Here is an 18,359-nt window from a genome sequence, read left to right on the forward strand (position 1 = left end):
CGTCAGCCGAGCAGCTTCTGCCGCAGCGCCTCGTCCTTCTCGAGCACCATCTGCTCGAGACCCGCCTGGAACTTCTCCATCTGCTCGCGCAGCGCCGGATCGGAGGCACCGAGGATGCGCGCGGCGAGCAGACCCGCGTTGCGGGCGCCGCCGATCGAGACAGTGGCGACGGGGACACCGGCGGGCATCTGCACGATCGACAGGAGCGAGTCCATACCGTCGAGGTACTTCAGCGGCACCGGAACGCCGATCACCGGCAGCGGGGTCGCCGAGGCGACCATGCCGGGTAGGTGGGCGGCGCCGCCGGCGCCCGCGATGATGACCTTGATCCCGCGGCCGGCGGCGTCCTTGGCGTAGTCGAGCATCCGCTGCGGCGTGCGGTGCGCCGAGACGACACCCACCTCGAAGCGGATCCCGAACTCGACCAGCGCCTCGGCCGCGGCCTGCATGGTCGGCCAGTCCGAGTCGCTGCCCATGATCAGGCCGACCTGTGCACCCTGTGCCACGTCACTCACCGATTTCTCCCGTGTGTTCGTTCCAACCGTCGGTCCACACCGCGTGCGAGAGCCAGTGCGCCGCGCGTTCCGCGCGTTCGCGCACGGCGGCGACGTACTCGGGATCGACGATCGACCCGGACGGCGCGCCGAGCACGTTGACGTGGCCGATCTTGCGGTCCTTGCGCTCACCCTTGCCGTAGAGGTGCACGTGCACGTCGGGCATCCGGGCGAACAGGTGGTGCAGTCGCTCGTCCATGCTCATCGCCGGCGCCTCGGGCGCGCCGAGCACGTTCGCCATCACTGTCACCGGCGCGATCGGGCTCGTGTCGCCGAGCGGGTAGTCGAGCACGGCGCGCAGGTGCTGTTCGAACTGGCCGGTGCGGGCACCGTCCATGCCCCAGTGACCGGAGTTGTGCGGACGCATCGCCAGTTCGTTGACGATCAGCTCACCGGAGCGCGTCTCGAACAGCTCGACCGCCATGACACCGACGACGCCGAGCTCACCGGCGATGCGCAGCGCGAGCTGCTCGGCGGCGGTGGCGACGTCCTCGGGCAGGTTCGGGGCGGGTGCGATGACGACGGCGCACTGGCCGTCGCGCTGGACGGTCTCGACGACCGGCCACGACGCGCCCTGGCCGAACGGGGACCGCGCGACCATCGCCGACAGCTCGCGCGTCCACTCGACCTTCTCCTCGGCGAGGAGCGGGACACCGGCAGCGAGCTGGTCGGCGACGACCCGCTCGAGTTCGGCGTGGTCGTCGAGAATCCACACGCCACGGCCGTCGTAGCCACCGCGTGCGGCCTTGAGCACGTACGGATCGCCGAGCGCGTCGAGGGCGGCGCGGGCATCCTCGACGGAGGTGATCTCCGCGAACTTCGGCATCGGTGCGCCGAGCTCACCGAGCCGCTTGCGCATCGCGATCTTGTCCTGGGCGTAGATCAGGGCCTGCGGGGGCGGCAGCACCGCGACGCCTTCGCGCTGCAGGACCTCGAGATGTTCGGTCGGGACACCCTCGTGATCGAAGGTCAGCGCGTGCGCGCCGGTCGCGGCGCGGCGGAGGGCGTCGAGGTCGTCATGGCTGCCGAGCACCACATTCGGGCTGACCTGCGCGGCGGGTTCGTGGGCGCTCCCGGCGAGCACGCGGAGCGTCTGGCCGAGCGCGATCGCCGCCTGATGGGTCATCCGCGCGAGCTGTCCACCACCGATCATCGTGACGACCGGCATGCCCGTCGTCAGGGTGCGGGGCGTATCGGATCTGGGGGACGATTCAGGTCTGCCTGTCACGGCTGTCCATGGTGTCACAGCATGTCGTGACGTCGTTCCGCTGCTCCCCCGCCGAGCGTCGAGGGACCTCCCACCGGCCCGCCCAGCGGTGTGGGAACGCCGACATGTGCGGTCGGGTTTCGGAAATTCACCTCTTCGTTTCGTACACTTCTCCAAGTGACAATCGTCGATGAAGCGTTGAGCAGAGTTCCCCAGCCTTTCCGGGGGCTGTTGCTCCGGCATCGCGAATTGATCAAATTCGCCATCGTCGGCGGCACCACCTTCGTGATCGACTCGGCGATCTTCTACACGCTCAAGCTCACAGTTCTGTCCGAGAAGCCGGTGACCGCCAAGATCATCGCCGGTGTCGTCGCGGTGATCTGCTCGTACATCCTCAACCGCGAATGGTCCTTCCGTAATCGCGGCGGTCGCGAGCGCGCCCACGAGGCGTTCCTGTTCTTCTTCGTCAGCGGTATCGGCGTCGTGCTCTCGTTCATCCCGCTATGGATCTCGAGTTACGTCTTCGACCTGCGCGTACCCGAGGTGAGCCTCGCGACGGAGAACATCGCCGACTTCGTCAGCGCGTACATCATCGGCAACCTGCTGCAGATGATCTTCCGCTTCTACTGCTTCAAGAAGTTCGTCTTTCCGGAGGAGATGGTCCCGGACGCCCCCCTGGGCGAGCCCAGCGAGCAGCTCGACCGCTCCTGACGGGAAGACGGTCTAGCGGGGTTCGCGCGTGCCGGTCGGCGTACAGGTGTCCCGATCGCGGGGCGCGCCGAGGAACAGCGCAAACAGTGCCGGCCGGCGTCGCTGCAGTTCGAGGCGACCGCCGTCGGCCTCCGCGAGGGCACGTGCGAGCGCCAGTCCCACCCCGGTCGACCCGCCCCCGGAGAAGCCGCGGTCGAAGACGTACGGCGCGACCTCGTCGCTAACACCCTCTCCCTCGTCGGCCACCTCGACACACACCGTGACGTCGCCGCGGGTCGCGACCTGCCGCACCGAGACCGTGCACGTGCCTCCTCCGTGCACGAGCGCGTTGTCGACCAGCACCGCCACCGCCTCACGCAACCGCGAACCGGTCACCGCCGCCCGCAACGACGGATCGCCGCGCAACACCAGTTCCCGTCCCGCCTCCTCGTAGGGACCGCGCCAGTCGGCGACGACACCGGTGAGTTCGCCGACCACCGAGACGTCGGTGCGCTGGTCGGCACTGCTGTCGCGGGACTGGCGCACGAGACCGTCGATCGCGGTGGTCAGCCGGTCCACCTGTGCCATGGCCGCCTCGGCCTCCTCCACCACGGCAGGATCCTCGTGGGTGGACAACTCGTCGAGCCGCAGCCGGATCGCGGTCATCCGGGAGCGGAGCTGATGCGAGACGTCGCCGACGAGCGCGTGCTCGCGCTGCAGGCGGTGCGAAATCTCGACGGCGGCCGAATCCAGCACGTCGGAGACGCGATCGAGTTCGGGGATACCGTGCCGCCGGGCCACCGGGCGGAAGTCGCCCTCGGCGAGACGGGCCGCCCGGTTCGCCACGTCGCGCAGCGGGTCGGCGAGTCTTCGGGCGGTCGCCACCGCGACCAGCGCCCCGGCCGCGACGGACAGCAGCACCAGCAGGCTCACCGCGGCGAGCACCTGCTGCTGCAGAGTTCGCATGCTCTCCGAGGGCACCTCGATGAGCAGCGAGCCGGACGTCCCCATCGACAACGACTCGACGATCGACGCCCCGAGCACCGGCGTGCCGATGTCCAGCCGCGCCGCGACGTTCTCGGGTGTCGGGTAGACCACGACAGCCCGCCCGTCGGTGGGGACGAGCAGACGCAGGGAACTCGTGTCGAGACCACCGACGACGAATCCGTCGGTGCCCTCCTGGGCGATGATCTCGTCGGCCATGCGTTCGAGCCGGTTCTGCAGGTCGCGGCGGGCGGTGTCCTCGACGAACAGGAACGCCGTGTAGGCCAGCGGAATGCCGAGCAACAGCGCGACGAGCAGCACGGTCGCCAGGACGGCGTTGAGGATGCGGCTGCGCACGCCGGAGACGCTAGTCGGTGTTCAGCCGGAAACCGACACCGCGCACCGTGGCGATGCGACGTTCCCCGGCCGGCCCCTCGTCGCCGATCTTGCGGCGCAACCACGACATGTGCATGTCGAGCGTCTTCGAACCGCGCAGGTCGGCGTCGCCCCACACCTCCTCGAGGATCGCGTCGCGGGAGACGACCTGCCCCGCGTGCTCGAGCAGCACACGCAGGAGCTCGTACTCCTTGTTGGCGAGCGTCACCTCGGAGCCGTCCACGAGGACACGGCGCGCGGCACGTTCGAGCCGGATCCCGGCGACGTCCACGATGTCGTCGTTCTCCGGGCCGCCGCGCCGGCGCAACAGCGCGCGCACACGCGCCATGAGCTCAGCGAGACGGAACGGTTTGCCGACGTAGTCGTCGGCGCCGGCATCGAGACCGACGACGAAGTCGACCTCGTCGGTGCGGGCGGTGAGCATGAGCACGGCCAGATCGGAGCGGCTCGCCCGGATCTGGCGACACACTTCGAGTCCGTCCATCCCAGGTAGACCGAGGTCGAGGATGAGCAGTTCGAACCTGCCCGACAGTGCCTGTTCGAGCGCGGCCGGACCGTTGTCCTCGACGGTCACGTCGTACCCTTCGCGTCCCAGCGCGCGGGACAGCGGTGCAGCGATTGCGTCGTCGTCTTCGGCGAGTAGAACGGCAGTCACCACGCCAGCGTACGGATCGCGGTTCGCTTTGTCGGGATTACCGGCGGGTCGTGTCGGCGCACCTGCGACTCGCGTCGGCGCACCTACGACTCGCGTCGGCGCACCTACGACTCGCGTCGGCGCACCTGCGACTCGCGGTCACCACCCCTTGCGGTGCTCATGCCCGTGCTCGTCGCGCCGGTAGCGGGTGGTGTGACGGTCACCGGGGCGCTGGTTCTGCGCGTCGAAGGCCTGCCGGTAGAGCAGGGCGTGCACCTGCTGGACGTCAGGGATGTCGTCGAACTCGATGGGATCGTCGGCGGCGGACACCACGACGAGCGTGCCGGTCCGGAGCATCCGGTCGACGAGGCCGTGCCGGAACTGGACGTTGCTGATCCGGCCCATCGGGATGTCGATACCCGTGTGGGTGAGCACACCGGTGCGGACGAGGACGCGCCGGTCGGTGACGATGAAGTGCGTGGTGAGCCACCCGACGAAGGGAGGGACGCACCGCCAGCCGACGAGGCCGATCCACGCCGCGGCCACGGCGAGGCCACACCAGGTCGCGGCGGCACCGTCGAGCCGCGCCTGGACGAGTCCCACCAGGAAACCGGCGACCATCGTCGACACGAGGAAGGTGGCCGTCGGCAGTACGAGAGACTTCCAGTGCGGATGCCGGTGCAGCAGCAACTCTTCCTCGGGTGCGAGGGCGTCCTCCGGGTATCCCATACCGCCCACGATGGCATATGTCGGTCTTGTACCGATGCGAGCAGTCGCAGGGTGCTCAGACCGGTCGCAGATGTGTGATGTCGCCCGCAGCGACCGCCACGGACTCTTCCCCGCCGTCGGGGCGGATCACGATCCGTCCCTGGTCGTCGACGTCGGTCGCGACGCCGTGCAGTTCGGTGTCGCCGGGCAGGATCGCACGGACGCGCTGCCCGACCGTGCCGCATCGTTCGCGGTAGGCCGCGGCGAGTTCGGTGGTGTCCCATCCCGCCCGGGCCCACGCCCGGATCCGCTCGCCGAAGCCGGCGAGCAGCGCCTGCGCGAGCGGCGTGCGATCGAGTTCGGTGGCGTCCTCGAGCAGCAGCGAGGTGGCGGTGGGGACGGGCAGTTCGTCGCGTCCGAGGGTGGCGTTGATGCCGATGCCAGCGACGACCGTGGGCACCGGCGAGGTGGCCGCGACCTCCACGAGGATCCCGGCGAGCTTGCGTCCGTCGACGAGGACGTCGTTGGGCCACTTCAGTTGTGCCGCAACGCCGGTCACGGATCGCACAGCGTCGACGGCGGCGATGCCGCACAACAGCGGGAGCCAACCGAGGTTCTGCAGGGGGCACTCGGGCAGCCGCAGCAGGACCGACACGATGACCTGCGCGCCGGGCACACCGTTCCAGGTGCGGGAGTGGCGACCGCGGCCGCCGTGCTGGAACTCGGCGAGCAGCACGCGACGGTCGTCGCCGGTCGCGGCGACGGCGAGCAGATCCGCGTTCGTCGAGGCCGTGTCGGCGACGACGTCGAGACGTGTGTAGAAACCTTCGCGCTCGACGCCGACGAGGGCATCGCGCAACGCCGCCTCGTCGAGCGGTGTGCGGAGGGCGAGGAGATCGGTCGTGGGCCGGTCGGATGCCATGTACACAGCCTAAAGTGGGCCTTCGCCACCTACCCGCCGGTAGGTCCGGAGCGGTGGTCCGGCCTTCGGGACCTCGATGCAGCGGCCTTGTATGACGATCGCTAAGCTGACTGGCCATGACCACTGTCCAGGAGCCGTCCGCGCCCGAGGCGGCGAGTACGCCCGATATCCACACCACCGCCGGCAAGCTGGCCGACCTGCGCAACCGTCAAGCACAGGCCAAGGTCCCGGTCGGTGAGGCCGCAGTCGAGAAGGTTCACGCCAAGGGCAAGCTGACCGCTCGCGAGCGCATCCAGGCGCTCCTCGACGAAGGATCGTTCGTCGAACTCGACGCCCTCGCTCGCCACCGCAGCACCAACTTCGGCCTGGCCGACAACCGTCCGCTCGGCGACGGCGTCGTCACCGGCTACGGCACGATCGACGGCCGCGACGTCTGCGTCTTCTCGCAGGACGCCACCGTCTTCGGCGGCAGCCTCGGCGAGGTCTACGGCGAGAAGATCGTCAAGGTCATGGACCTGGCCCTCAAGACCGGCCGTCCGCTGATCGGCATCAACGAAGGCGCCGGCGCGCGCATCCAGGAAGGTGTCGTCTCCCTCGGCCTCTACGGTGAGATCTTCCACCGCAACGTGCAGGCCTCCGGTGTCATCCCGCAGATCTCGCTGATCATGGGCCCCGCGGCCGGTGGTCACGTCTACTCCCCCGCTCTCACCGACTTCGTCGTGATGGTCGACCAGACCAGCCAGATGTTCGTCACCGGCCCCGACGTCATCAAGACCGTCACCGGCGAGGACGTCACGATGGAGGACCTCGGCGGCGCCCACACCCACATGGTCAAGTCGGGTGTCGCGCACTACGTCGCCGACGGCGAGCAGGACGCCCTGGACTACGTCAAGGACCTGCTGTCCTACCTGCCGAGCAACAACCAGGCCGCTGCACCGCGCCTCGCGCCGAGCGACCCGATCGAGGGTGCGATCGAGGACTCCCTCACCGCCGAGGACATCGAGCTCGACACGCTCATCCCGGATTCGCCGAACCAGCCGTACGACATGCACGAGGTCATCCGTCGTCTGCTCGACGACGACGAGTTCCTCGAGGTCCAGGCCGAGCGCGCCAAGAACATCATCGTCGGCTTCGGTCGCGTCGACGGCCGCAGCGTCGGCATCGTCGCCAACCAGCCCACGCAGTTCGCCGGCTGCCTCGACATCGACGCGTCCGAGAAGGCCGCGCGCTTCGTCCGCACCTGCGACGCGTTCAACGTGCCGATCATCACGCTCGTCGACGTTCCCGGCTTCCTGCCCGGCACCGAGCAGGAGTACAACGGCATCATCCGCCGCGGCGCCAAGCTGCTCTACGCCTACGGCGAGGCGACCGTCGGCAAGATCACGGTCATCACCCGCAAGGCCTACGGCGGCGCGTACGACGTCATGGGTTCCAAGCACATGGGTGCCGACGTCAACCTCGCGTGGCCGACCGCGCAGATCGCCGTCATGGGTGCCTCCGGCGCCGTCGGCTTCGTCTACCGCAAGCGCCTGCTCGAGGCCGCCAAGAACGGTCAGGACGTCGACGCGCTGCGCCTCGAGCTGCAGAACGAGTACGAGGACACCCTGGTGAACCCGTACGTCGCCGCCGAGCGCGGTTACGTCGACGCGGTGATCCCGCCGTCGCACACGCGCGGTCAGATCGTCTCCGCGTTGCGCCTGCTCGAGCGGAAGATGGTTTCGCTCCCGCCGAAGAAGCATGGAAACATTCCGCTGTGACGCTCGGCGGCAGGACCGGGCGCAGCTCGGTCCTGCCGCGACCGTACGGCGTAGCACGTCGCCGACGACGTGCGATGAACCCGAGAGAGGGATCGACATGACAGCGACCCGGTGGGCATCCGATGCCCGTGTGGACGCGTACCCGGGGGGTGCCCTGTGACAGCGACGGCAGAGGACAAGATCATCACCGAGTTCGAGGTCGAAGAGCAGTCGCCCGCGGTCGAGGCCACGGCCGCCGACGACGCGACCGAAGCCGCCCAGGAGAGCACCGCGGTCGCCGAGACCGCGGCCGCCATCCGCATCGTCAAGGGCAACCCCGCCGACGAGGAGATCGCGGCTCTCGTCGCCGTGCTCGCCGCTGCCGCTGCGTCGGCAGGCGACGAGGTGGTCGACACCCGCCCGCCCGAGACCTGGGGTGATCCGACGCGGATGCACCGGCAGTGGGCGCCGTTCTCGCCGTATTCGTACCCGAACCGCGGCTGACATGCCCCGGCTCGTTCTGGCCTCGGCTTCACCCGCCCGCCTCGCGGTTCTCCACGCGGCGGGCGTGAAGCCGCTGGTGCAGGTGTCGGAGGTCGACGAGGACGCACTCATCGCGTCCCTCGGCCCCGGCACGCCGCCGGCGCAGGTGGTCACCGAGCTGGCCCGCGCCAAGGCCACCGACATCCTGCCCGTTCTGCGCGAGCAGAAGCTCCGCGACGCCGTCGTCATCGGCTGCGACTCGATGCTGCTGATCGACGGCGCTCTGCAGGGCAAGCCCGGCACCGTCGAAGCGGCCCGCGAGCGCTGGCGGACGATGGCCGGCCGCAGCGGCGAGCTGCTCACGGGCCACGCCGTGCTCCGTATCCGCGACGACGAGGTCGTCGCGGAGGCCGCCGACCACAGCGGCACCGTGGTGCACTTCGGCACCCCCACCGACGAGGAACTCGAGGCCTATCTCGACAGCGGTGAGCCGCTCGAGGTGGCCGGGGCCTTCACGCTCGACGGTCACGGAGGCTGGTTCGTCGAGCGCATCGAGGGCGATCCGTCGTCGGTGATCGGCATCGGGCTCCCGCTGGTGCGGCGCCTCCTCGCCGAGGTCGGCATCTCCGTCGCACGCTTGTGGGCCGAGAACGCCGCGATCCCCGTCGAGGCGCTCGAGAACTGAGCCGTACCCGGCACTATCGAGCCGTGCCGCCGTACAGGGTCTTCTGCAACGAGCCCACCATCGCCTCGGCCTTGGTCTTCGCACGCTCGGCATCCACGCCGTGGAACATCTCGTCCACGGTCCCGCACCACAACTGCAACCACCGCTCGAACCGGGCGGGGGTCAGTCCGTGGTGTCCGTGCAGCGCCCGGTGCACCGGAACGAACGCTCCGCGATAGCGGGTCGTGCGGAAGAGGATCTGCTCCCAGAAGTCGCCGACGACCACCAGATGGTCGTCGAGTCCGACCACCGCGAGGACGTCGAAGACAGGCGCGAGCACGGGATCGTCGAGGGCCCGTTCGTAGAACCGCCGGACCAGCAGGTCGATGTGCTCCCGCGATGCGAGCTCGACCGGGGCCGGTCGGTCGCCGTGGGTGTCACTGCGGGTCACGTCCCGTCACGGTACCGCCTAGAATCGACGGCGCACCTGCCACCACAGCCTCAGGAGCCCATGTGCCCGTCGCACCCGATAGCAACCCTTCGTTCGCGGTATACGCCGATCCCAACCGTCTCGTGTCGACGGAGTGGTTGTCCGCTCATCTCGGTCATCCCGAAGTGAAGGTCGTAGAGTCCGACGAGGACGTCCTGCTCTACGACGTGGGGCACATCCCCGGTGCGGTGAAGATCGACTGGCATCTCGATCTCAACGACCCCGTCACCCGCGACTACATCGACGGCGAGCAGTTCGCCGCGCTCATGGATCGCAAGGGCATCCGCCGCACCGACACCGTGATCATCTACGGCGACAAGTCCAACTGGTGGGCCGCCTACGCACTGTGGGTCTTCACCCTCTTCGGCCACGAGGACGTCCGCCTGCTCGACGGTGGACGCGACGCGTGGATCTCCGAGAACCGCGACACCACCCTCGACATCCCCGCCGCCACGACGAGCGGTTACCCGGTCGTCGAGCGCAACGACGCCCGGATCCGCGCATTCAAGGACGATGTCCTCGCGCACCTGGGCAAGGGCCCGCTGGTCGACGTGCGGTCGCCGCAGGAGTACACCGGCGAGCGCACCCACATGCCCGACTACCCGGAGGAAGGCGCCCTGCGCGGTGGCCACATCCCCACCGCGGTGTCGATCCCGTGGGCGAAGGCAGCGGCGCCCGACGGCCGGTTCCGTGCGCGGCCCGAACTCGAGGAGATCTACGGCGACATCGACCAGGACGCCGACGTGATCGCCTACTGCCGGATCGGCGAGCGCTCGAGCCACACCTGGTTCGTCCTCACCTACCTGCTCGGATACTCGAACGTGCGCAACTACGACGGTTCGTGGACCGAGTGGGGCAACGCCGTCCGCGTGCCCATCGCCAAGGGCGACGAGCCCGGAGAAGCGCCGGCCGCATGAGCATTCCCGCCCCCCTCGCCGAGATCGTCGACGACTTCGCTGCCGTCGAAGGTCAGGACAAGCTGCAGTTGCTTCTCGAATTCAGCCGCGAGCTCCCGCCGCTTCCCGCCGAACTCGAGGAAGCGGCGATGGAGCCGGTGCCCGAGTGCCAGTCGCCGCTGTTCCTGTCCGTCGACGCATCCGACCGGTCGCAGGTGAAGCTCCACTTCAGCGCACCCGCCGAAGCCCCGACCACCCGCGGATTCGCATCGATCCTGCAGCAGGGACTCGACGGTCTCAGCGCACAGGAGATCCTCGACGTGCCCGACGACTTCTATGCCTCGCTCGGTCTCGCCGAGGCGGTCAGCCCGCTGCGGCTGCGAGGGATGAGCGCGATGCTCACGCGCATCAAGCGGCATCTCCGAACCTGACGCGGTCATGGAGTTCACCGAGCTCGCCGACTACCGGATCCCCCCGGGCGTTCTCACCGAATGGCTGCCGTGTGCGGCCGAGGACGACTGGCGCGAGGACCCTCGTCCCGCCTCGTACATCCACGAGGCGCATCTCAGGCGCACCTCGGGGGTCCGGTACGGCGGGGGCCGCGACTCCTGGCTCGGCACGGCCTTCGAGGTCCCCGGGCCCCTCGACACCGAGCGGTTCCGGCGGGCCCTGCAGCGCTGGATCGATCGGCACGAACCGCTGCGCAGCCACGCGCACCTCGACGAGGAGCAGAGCGGCGGCGGTCTGGTGCGGCGCACCGCTCCCCCCGGCCGGGTGTCGGTGCGACCCATCCGGCACGATCCCGCCGATCCCGACACCATCCACGAGCACCTGCTCGGTCTGTTCGACGACTACACGACCCCGCACTTGTGGCCGTCCTACGTCTTCGCGACGCTCGAGCGGACACCGGACGGGGATCCCGACAGCGCAGAAAGCGCGAAGGACACCGACGAGCGGTTCACAGTCTTCTTCGGCGCCGACCACTCCATCATCGACGGGTACTCGGTGGTGCTCGTGGCGCACGAGATCTCGGCGCTCTACGAGGAGGAGCGCACCGGTCGCGCCGCCGACCTGTTCCCGGTGGGCAGCTACATTGACTTCGGCGCCGCCGAACGCGACGAGTCCGCGCATCTCGACGACGACGACGAGGCCGTGCAGATCTGGCGGCGGACCCTCACCGAATGCGGCGGCGAACCGCCCGCCTTCCCCCTCCCGATCGGGGCGCGACCCGCGCACGCCACACCCCAGCAACGACTGTCGGAACGCTGGTTCGACGACGACGAGGCGAGCGCCTTCTCCGCGTGCTGCCGACGCGCCGGGACGGGATTCTTCGCCGGCGTGCTGGCGTGCTTCGGCCGGGCGACGGCCGAACTCACCGGTGCGGATCGGTTCCGGACCGTCGCGCCCGCGCACACCCGCGCCGGGCCGATCTGGGCGGGTTCGCTCGGATGGTTCGTCGGTCTGCGTCCGATCGATCTGAAACTCACGGACACAACGGATTTCGAGACCCTGGCGATGCGGGCCGGCGACGAACTGCACCGCACCCGCGCGAGCGCACGAGTGCCGTTCGCGCGGGTGGGCGAACTCCTCGGCGTGCCCATCCGTCCACGTTTCGTCGTCTCGTACATGGACGTGCGGTTCGTACCGATGGCCGCCCAGTGGCCCGAATGGAACGCTCAGGCGCTGCGCAGCCGCAGCTTCACCCACGACGTCTACGTCTGGATCAACCGCACGCCCGAGGGTGTGAACATGTCGGCGCGATTTCCAGACAATACGGTCGCGGACAAGAACGTCCCGAGCCTTCTGACGCGCACCCGCGAACTGATGCACGAGGTCGCGGTGGGTGGACCGTGGATCGCACGGCCGGAAACGGCGGCAGTCCCACCTACCGGTGAGTAGCATTGTGCGCTCGAACGGCCGCCGTAATGTATACGGGCATCCGGTTACATCGTCGATCCGAATGGCGCTTAGACTGCCCGTCGACGGAAATAACCTAACGATCGATCAACAGGAGGCTCCGTGCCCAGTCATGCCAGCGCGCAGATCACGAAGGTGCTCGTCGCGAATCGCGGCGAAATCGCTGTGCGGGTCATCCGAGCCGCCAAGGACGCGGGCTACGGCAGTGTCGCCGTCTACGCCGAACCGGACGCAGACGCACAGTTCGTGAAGCTCGCCGACGAGGCGTTCGCACTGGGCGGCAACACCTCGGCCGAGTCCTACCTGGTGTTCGACAAGATCCTCGACGCCGCGGCCAAGTCCGGCGCCGACGCCATCCACCCCGGCTACGGCTTCCTCTCCGAGAACGCCGACTTCGCCCAGGCCGTGATCGACGCCGGCCTCATCTGGATCGGCCCCTCGCCGCAGTCCATCCGCGACCTCGGCGACAAGGTCACCGCCCGCCACATCGCCGAGCGCGCCAAGGCTCCGATGGCGGCCGGCACCAAGGACCCGGTCAAGAACGCCGACGAGGTCGTCGAGTTCGCCGAGAAGTACGGCGTGCCGGTCGCGATCAAAGCCGCCTTCGGCGGTGGTGGACGCGGCATGAAGGTCGCGCAGACCATCGAGGAGATCCCCGAACTGTTCGAGTCGGCCACCCGTGAGGCCGTCGCCGCCTTCGGTCGCGGCGAGTGCTTCGTCGAGCAGTACCTCGACAAGGCCCGCCACGTCGAGGCCCAGGTCATCGCCGACCAGCACGGCAACGTCATCGTCGCCGGCACTCGCGACTGCTCGCTGCAGCGCCGCTTCCAGAAGCTCGTCGAGGAGGCCCCCGCGCCGTTCCTGACCGACGAGCAGCGCAAGCGCATCCACGACTCCGCCAAGGCCATCTGCCGCGAGGCCGGTTACTACGGCGCCGGCACGGTCGAGTACCTCGTGCAGGGCGACACCGTCTCCTTCCTCGAGGTCAACACCCGCCTGCAGGTCGAGCACCCGGTCACCGAGGAGACCGCCGGCATCGACCTCGTGCGTCAGCAGTTCCGCATCGCCAACGGCGAGAAGCTCGAGCTCACCGAGGACCCGACCCCGCGCGGCCACTCCTTCGAGTTCCGCATCAACGGTGAGGACGCCGGTCGCGGCTTCCTCCCCGCTCCCGGCCCGATCACCGTCTACAAGGAGCCCACGGGCCCCGGCGTGCGTGTCGATTCGGGTGTCGTCGCCGGCGACGTCATCGGCGGTCAGTTCGACTCGATGCTCGCCAAGCTGATCGTCACCGGTGAGACCCGCGAGCAGGCGCTGCAGCGTGCTGCCCGCGCGCTGGCCGAGTTCGAGGTCGAGGGCCTGGCCACGGTCATCCCGTTCCACCGCCACATCGTCGAGAACCCGGCGTTCGTGGGCGACGGCGAGAAGTTCGACGTCTACACCAAGTGGATCGAGAACGAGTGGGAGAACACCATCGAGCCGTACACCGGTGGTGCCCCGATCGAGGACGAGGACGAGGCCCTGCCGCGGCAGAACGTCGTCGTCGAGGTCGGCGGACGCCGCGTCGAGGTGTCGCTGCCCGGGCAGTTCTCGCTCGGCGGTAACGGCGGCGGCGCCGGCGTGATCCGCAAGAAGCCGAAGCCCCGCAAGCGCGGTGGCGGCGGCGCCGGCAAGGCGTCGGGCGACGCGGTGACCGCACCCATGCAGGGCACCGTCGTCAAGGTCGCGGTTGCCGAGGGCCAGGAGGTCGCCGAGGGCGAGCTCATCGCCGTGCTCGAGGCCATGAAGATGGAGAACCCGGTCAACGCCCACAAGGCGGGCGTCGTCACCGGCCTCGCGGTCGAGCCGGGTGCCGCGGTCACCCAGGGCACCGTGCTCACCGAGATCAAGTAGGACCCCGCCCGAGCAACGCTCGAGCAGTACGGCCGACGGTCCCCCGCATCGCTCACGATGCGGGGGACCTCGCCGTATCGGGCCCCCGTGACCGGCTCATGCGCGCGAAAAACCACTAGCCTGGAGTCATGGCCGACCGCCCCGACATCCGCATCGGCACCGCCGAGCGTGAAGAAGCCGTAGCGCTGCTCGGCGAGCACTTCGCCGCGGGCCGTCTCAGCCTGGCGGAATTCGACGAGCGGGTCGCACTCGCCACGCAGGCCACGGTGCGTGGCGACCTGATCCCCTTGTTCGCCGACCTGCCCTCGGCGCCGGCCGCGATGGCCACCACCGGGCCACGCGATCTGGCGGAACAGCTGCTCACGTTGGTTCCGTTCATCCTGGTCGCGCTGCTCGTGGTCGTCGTCTTCCGGCACCCGATCGCGCTGCTCATCGCCTTCGGTGTGCTGTTCGTCGCGGGTCGCCGGGCCTACCGGCTCCTCGGCGAGGGCCGCGGGCCGTCCTGACCTCGCGGTACCCGGCCGCGTCCTTCTGCTGTTGCAGAGATCCTGTAGCGGATATCACAGCTCTTCGAGAGGTGCCCGTGGCTGTTGCCGGTCCGACGGCACAGGTTAGTGTGGCCGGCATGCCCGAACACCCCGACGTCCGGATCGGCAACGCAGAACGCAGTGAGGCTCTCGACCTGCTCGGCGAGCACTTCGCGCTCGGCCGGCTGACGCTGTCGGAGTTCGACGAACGCAGCGCGATGGCGTCGGCGGCCGGGACGCGCGGTGATCTCGACGTGCTGTTCACCGACCTGCCCGCCCACCTCACCGATAGCTCGGCCACGACCCGGGACGATCTTCCGGTGATCATCCCGAAGAGGGATCCCGAGCGGTGGCGCGAGGTCGTGATGGGCCTGACGCCGCTGGTCGCGCTCGTGCTGTTCTTCACCTTCGACACGTGGTTGTTCTTCCTGCTGATCCCCGCCGTGGGCATCGTCCTGTTCGCCGGTCGCGACCGGGACGGGCACAGCACCGACGACGCCGACACCCACCGTGGTGAGAAGAAGAACGCCTGAACCGTGCCGTCCACGCTCCTCCGGCATCGTGCACTGCCCCTGATCCTCGCGGTCGTCGTCATCACCGCGATGCTGCTCTCCCCCGGCAGCACGGTGCCGAGCGGCCCGCCGCACGCCGACAAGGTCACACACGCGCTGATGTTCCTGGCGCTCGCGCTCTGCTCCCGCTACGCACGGATCTCCCCCGTCGTCACCGTGGTGTGGCTGGGTCTCTACGGCGTGCTGACGGAGATCCTCCAGGCCACCGTCGCGGTCCGGCGCTCCGGGTCGTTCTGGGACTGGTGCGCCGACCTTGCCGGTGTCGCGATCGGTCTCGCCGTCGCGGCGGTCGTCGGCTCACGTTCTCGCACGCGGTCGAAACCGTAAGCATCAACCCGTGATTCGTCACAAACCCTGATGCTGGTAGCCTCCTCTGCGCCGACAGTCCGACGGGGGATCGGACAGGCTGTTCACGGGGGAACGAATGTCGCAGGAACAGGTCGCGGACGCACTACCGACGGTGCTCCCGCCGTATCTCTATCTACCGTGCGCGGACGCGGTCCCGGATCCGGCCGATGCCACCGTCGACTATCGGTATCTCAGCGACGGCCGCATCGCGCTGCTCGCCTACACGGCGCTCGACCGTCTCCACTCCTGTTGCGGCGCCGGGCAACCGTGGCTGGTGCTGCCCACGCACATGCTCCCGCGACTGCGGGAGGCACAGCCGTGGGATTCGCTGCTGCTCGACGTCCCGATACCCGAAGCGGAACGTCGGCACCCGGCCTCCGGAGACGCGAGATGAGCCTGTACGTCGATCCCGACGAACTCGATCGGGCCGCAGGCATCTACACGGGTGCGGCCACCGACACCGCGGATCTCGTCGACACCTGCCCCACGAGTGTGGACGCGGGTCTCGCGACCGGTCCGCTCACCGGCATGCTGGCGCAGATCGTCACCGACCTCGCCGGCATGGTCGAGGTGCTCGGCGGAACGGGTGGCCTGCTGACGACCACAGCGCAGACGTACCGGGAAGCCGACGACGAGGCCGCCGCCGCGCTCGTCCGGACCTGGTCGGAGTGACCGTGCCGATCGACACCTTCATCGCCGGCAACCCCACCGATATCCGACGGGTCGAGGACTGGATCCGCACGACGCTGGGCACCACGATCGGGAACGTCGCCGACGCCGCAGCCCGGGCGCGCCGCATCGCCGACGACGCTTGGGAGGGCGACGCTTCCGAGACCTATCTCGGCAGGTCGAGCGAACACGTCCACGCCATCGACGATTTCCACGCGCGGACATCGAAGACCGCCGATGTCTTCGCGGGCCTGGCGGGCGAACTGTCGCGCGCCCTGTCCGACATGGCCGACATCCGCGCTCGTGCCTTGGCCGCGGGATTGCCGGTCGTATGCAACACGATCGGTAATCCTCCCCCGGGTGACGACGAAGCCGCTTTCCGGAGGACCTCGGCATATCAAGAAGCGAGTGACGCCGCCGAGGCGGTGCACGCTCGCTGGTCCGTCGCAGTCGCAACCGCCACGAACACCTGGACCGGACACCCGTGGTCCGCGTCCTTCCTCGTGAGCACCGCGCTCGACTACGTCGACAAGAACCTGCAAGGCAGGATCGCGGACCTCCTCACCATGCAGCAGCACCTCCAGACCGAGGCGATCCGTGAGATGGAGCGATTTCTCTCGCTTTCGCCGGACACACCCTACGACGAGTTACGACGTCTGTTCGGTTCTGCGCGGGAACCACTCGACGATCTGGTGGCGACCACCGGACGCCTCGACGACATGGCATCGATGTCCCGGACCGCCGGCCGGGCCGCGGGGACCATAGGTCTCGTCGCCGGTGTCGGGCTCGACTATTTCGCGGGTGGTGAGTCCCTCGAACAGGCCGTGGTATCCAACGGCCTCGGTCTCGGAGCATCGATAGCCGCCGGTTCCGCGGCAGGTGCGATGGTCGGGTCGATCGTTCCGGGCGCCGGCACGGCGTTCGGAGCGGTGGTCGGCGCAGCAGCAGGGACGGTCACCGGAATCTTCACCTCCGGCGCGGTCGACAATCTCTACGAGTCGAGCACGAAATCGATCGGTGGATCCTTCAGCGCTGGCCTGGCCGAAGTCGGAAGTGCTGCAAGCGCAACCAAAGAACTCGCCGGTGCCTCCATCGGAGGATTGGCCAGGCTGGGACGAGGAGCATTCGATGCCATCTTCTGACGACCACGGTCTCCGCACCTACGGCGACTCGCGTGCCCCTTTCGTCGTTCTCGGGACCGGAATCGTCGGTCTCGTCTTCCTGCTGCTCGTCCCGGCAGTGTTGATCGAGCAGGCAGCACAGGGGGCTCCCCTCGAACTGCCCAGGGGCTGGCCGGTGATCCTGGCGCTGAGCGCCACGATCCTCATGTATCCGGTGCTCGGCTTCCTCATGTACAGCCCTCGCACGAAGGCGGACCACATCACGGCGGACACCGGATCCACGGCACCGGCGCTGGTTCTGCGGCAGTCGTCCTGGGTGTTCCGGATCGCTTTCGTCCAGATCGGAGCGTTCACGCTCATGCTCCTCGGGCTCATCTGGCTGACGGGCGAGCCCGACGAACAGCGGCTGGACATCAACGTCGTCCTGGCCGTCCTCGCCTGCGCGTGGCAGGTCGGCTACTGCTTCCTCATCGTCCGACACAAACTACGCCCCGGTTACATCACACTCTCCGCCGAGGGAATCCGCTTCAGCGATCACGCCACGGACACCTGGATCCCCTGGGAAGCAACGGCGTCCGGAGTACTGGCCGATCCCCTCTATGTCGTCGTGCCGGCCCTACCGGCGCGTGGCGCCACCACGAGTTCGCGGGTTCCACTGCCGTGGCGGATCATCGACGACCGCAAGGACGGCGACCTACGTCCCTCATCCCGGCGCCGCCCCGGGCACACTGCCCGCATCGACCGGCGCCGGTTCGAGATCGCTCCCGAACTCCTCGACGCCGTGCTCGACCACTATCTCCGCGACCCCGACGCCCGTGCCGAACTCGCCGATCCCGACGCTGTCGCACGCCGAGTCGACGAGCTGCGCTCCTACGCACCCGGACCGCGGTGGCGACGCTACGGTCCGGTCCCCGTGCCGACCCTGAGCACGCCGGCGCCGAGGTGACG

Annotated in this window: 22 protein-coding genes; 15 read left to right on the forward strand and 7 right to left on the reverse strand. The window is 68.9% G+C overall.

From position 1 onward, the window contains the following. Positions 1–2: 2 nt before the first annotated feature. Positions 3–515, reverse strand: a complete 513-nt coding sequence (gene purE, locus QR64_RS08010; protein ID WP_019288515.1) for a 5-(carboxyamino)imidazole ribonucleotide mutase — start codon at positions 513–515, stop codon at positions 3–5. Continuing rightward, positions 508–1,782, reverse strand: coding sequence for a 5-(carboxyamino)imidazole ribonucleotide synthase (locus tag QR64_RS08015; RefSeq protein WP_037216084.1), 1,275 nt, complete (start codon positions 1,780–1,782; stop codon positions 508–510). Before QR64_RS08015 ends, purE begins: the two co-directional genes overlap by 8 nt. Before the next feature lie 156 nt (positions 1,783–1,938). On the opposite strand from QR64_RS08015, the gene QR64_RS08020 reads away from it, so the two are divergent. Beyond that, positions 1,939–2,472 (forward strand): GtrA family protein, encoded by a 534-nt coding sequence (locus tag QR64_RS08020; RefSeq protein WP_024101520.1) that lies wholly within the window; start codon positions 1,939–1,941, stop codon positions 2,470–2,472. A gap of 12 nt (positions 2,473–2,484) precedes the next feature. On the opposite strand, the gene QR64_RS08025 is transcribed toward QR64_RS08020, so the two are convergent. The 4 genes from QR64_RS08025 to QR64_RS08040 form a co-directional block, all read right to left on the reverse strand. Beyond that, positions 2,485–3,792: a sensor histidine kinase gene (locus QR64_RS08025; RefSeq protein ID WP_006550186.1), complete on the reverse strand. Its 1,308-nt coding sequence runs from the start codon at positions 3,790–3,792 to the stop codon at positions 2,485–2,487. A gap of 10 nt (positions 3,793–3,802) precedes the next feature. Continuing rightward, positions 3,803–4,486, reverse strand: coding sequence for a response regulator transcription factor (locus tag QR64_RS08030; RefSeq protein WP_024101522.1), 684 nt, complete (start codon positions 4,484–4,486; stop codon positions 3,803–3,805). Positions 4,487–4,624: 138 nt separating this feature from the next. Then, on the reverse strand, positions 4,625–5,194 hold the full coding sequence (locus tag QR64_RS08035; protein WP_039584821.1) for a PH domain-containing protein: 570 nt from the start codon (positions 5,192–5,194) through the stop codon (positions 4,625–4,627). Between the two features lie 55 nt (positions 5,195–5,249). Beyond that, entirely contained in the window at positions 5,250–6,095 is an 846-nt protein-coding gene (locus QR64_RS08040) for a biotin--[acetyl-CoA-carboxylase] ligase (protein WP_019288519.1), read from the reverse strand. 116 nt (positions 6,096–6,211) lie between these two features. On the opposite strand from QR64_RS08040, the gene QR64_RS08045 reads away from it, so the two are divergent. The 3 genes from QR64_RS08045 to QR64_RS08055 all read left to right on the forward strand — a co-directional run bounded on the left by QR64_RS08045 (position 6,212) and on the right by QR64_RS08055 (position 8,999). Then, positions 6,212–7,852, forward strand: coding sequence for an acyl-CoA carboxylase subunit beta (locus tag QR64_RS08045; RefSeq protein ID WP_019288520.1), 1,641 nt, complete (start codon positions 6,212–6,214; stop codon positions 7,850–7,852). 156 nt (positions 7,853–8,008) lie between these two features. After that, positions 8,009–8,335, forward strand: a complete 327-nt coding sequence (locus QR64_RS08050; protein ID WP_016696115.1) for an acyl-CoA carboxylase subunit epsilon — start codon at positions 8,009–8,011, stop codon at positions 8,333–8,335. Position 8,336: 1 nt separating this feature from the next. Then, positions 8,337–8,999, forward strand: a complete 663-nt coding sequence (locus QR64_RS08055) for a Maf family protein (protein WP_039584823.1) — start codon at positions 8,337–8,339, stop codon at positions 8,997–8,999. 13 nt (positions 9,000–9,012) lie between these two features. On the opposite strand, the gene QR64_RS08060 is transcribed toward QR64_RS08055, so the two are convergent. After that, positions 9,013–9,429, reverse strand: coding sequence for a group III truncated hemoglobin (locus tag QR64_RS08060; RefSeq protein WP_039584824.1), 417 nt, complete (start codon positions 9,427–9,429; stop codon positions 9,013–9,015). Between the two features lie 62 nt (positions 9,430–9,491). Between QR64_RS08060 and QR64_RS08065 the strand changes: the two genes are divergently transcribed. The 11 genes from QR64_RS08065 to QR64_RS08115 all read left to right on the forward strand — a co-directional run bounded on the left by QR64_RS08065 (position 9,492) and on the right by QR64_RS08115 (position 18,357). After that, positions 9,492–10,385: a sulfurtransferase gene (locus QR64_RS08065; protein ID WP_024101525.1), complete on the forward strand. Its 894-nt coding sequence runs from the start codon at positions 9,492–9,494 to the stop codon at positions 10,383–10,385. Beyond that, on the forward strand, positions 10,382–10,795 hold the full coding sequence (locus tag QR64_RS08070; protein WP_006550177.1) for a SufE family protein: 414 nt from the start codon (positions 10,382–10,384) through the stop codon (positions 10,793–10,795). The genes QR64_RS08065 and QR64_RS08070 overlap by 4 nt, the downstream gene beginning before the upstream one ends. A gap of 7 nt (positions 10,796–10,802) precedes the next feature. Beyond that, a complete protein-coding gene (locus tag QR64_RS08075; RefSeq protein ID WP_019288523.1) occupies positions 10,803–12,263 on the forward strand; it encodes a condensation domain-containing protein in 1,461 nt (486 codons plus the stop codon). A gap of 120 nt (positions 12,264–12,383) precedes the next feature. Then, the gene (locus QR64_RS08080; protein ID WP_039584825.1) at positions 12,384–14,174 is read left to right on the forward strand and encodes an acetyl/propionyl/methylcrotonyl-CoA carboxylase subunit alpha; all 1,791 of its coding nucleotides are present in this window, start codon (positions 12,384–12,386) and stop codon (positions 14,172–14,174) included. A 128-nt stretch (positions 14,175–14,302) separates the two neighbouring features. After that, a complete protein-coding gene (locus QR64_RS08085) occupies positions 14,303–14,680 on the forward strand; it encodes a DUF1707 domain-containing protein (protein ID WP_039584826.1) in 378 nt (125 codons plus the stop codon). A gap of 119 nt (positions 14,681–14,799) precedes the next feature. Then, a complete protein-coding gene (locus QR64_RS08090; protein ID WP_039584911.1) occupies positions 14,800–15,234 on the forward strand; it encodes a DUF1707 domain-containing protein in 435 nt (144 codons plus the stop codon). A gap of 3 nt (positions 15,235–15,237) precedes the next feature. Next, positions 15,238–15,600: a VanZ family protein gene (locus QR64_RS08095; RefSeq protein ID WP_039584827.1), complete on the forward strand. Its 363-nt coding sequence runs from the start codon at positions 15,238–15,240 to the stop codon at positions 15,598–15,600. A 97-nt stretch (positions 15,601–15,697) separates the two neighbouring features. After that, complete coding sequence (locus tag QR64_RS08100) at positions 15,698–16,015, forward strand: SAV_915 family protein (protein ID WP_006550171.1); 318 nt, start codon at positions 15,698–15,700, stop codon at positions 16,013–16,015. Continuing rightward, positions 16,012–16,293 carry a hypothetical protein gene (locus QR64_RS08105; protein WP_006550170.1) on the forward strand — a complete coding sequence of 94 codons (282 nt, stop codon included), beginning with the start codon at positions 16,012–16,014 and terminating at the stop codon, positions 16,291–16,293. The genes QR64_RS08100 and QR64_RS08105 overlap by 4 nt, the downstream gene beginning before the upstream one ends. A gap of 2 nt (positions 16,294–16,295) precedes the next feature. Further along, positions 16,296–17,432: a hypothetical protein gene (locus QR64_RS08110; RefSeq protein ID WP_200358333.1), complete on the forward strand. Its 1,137-nt coding sequence runs from the start codon at positions 16,296–16,298 to the stop codon at positions 17,430–17,432. After that, entirely contained in the window at positions 17,419–18,357 is a 939-nt protein-coding gene (locus QR64_RS08115) for a hypothetical protein (RefSeq protein ID WP_006550167.1), read from the forward strand. The genes QR64_RS08110 and QR64_RS08115 overlap by 14 nt, the downstream gene beginning before the upstream one ends. Positions 18,358–18,359: the final 2 nt, after the last annotated feature.

This window comes from Rhodococcus sp. Chr-9 (assembly GCF_000801125.1).
GTDB lineage: Bacteria > Actinomycetota > Actinomycetes > Mycobacteriales > Mycobacteriaceae > Rhodococcus > Rhodococcus pyridinivorans.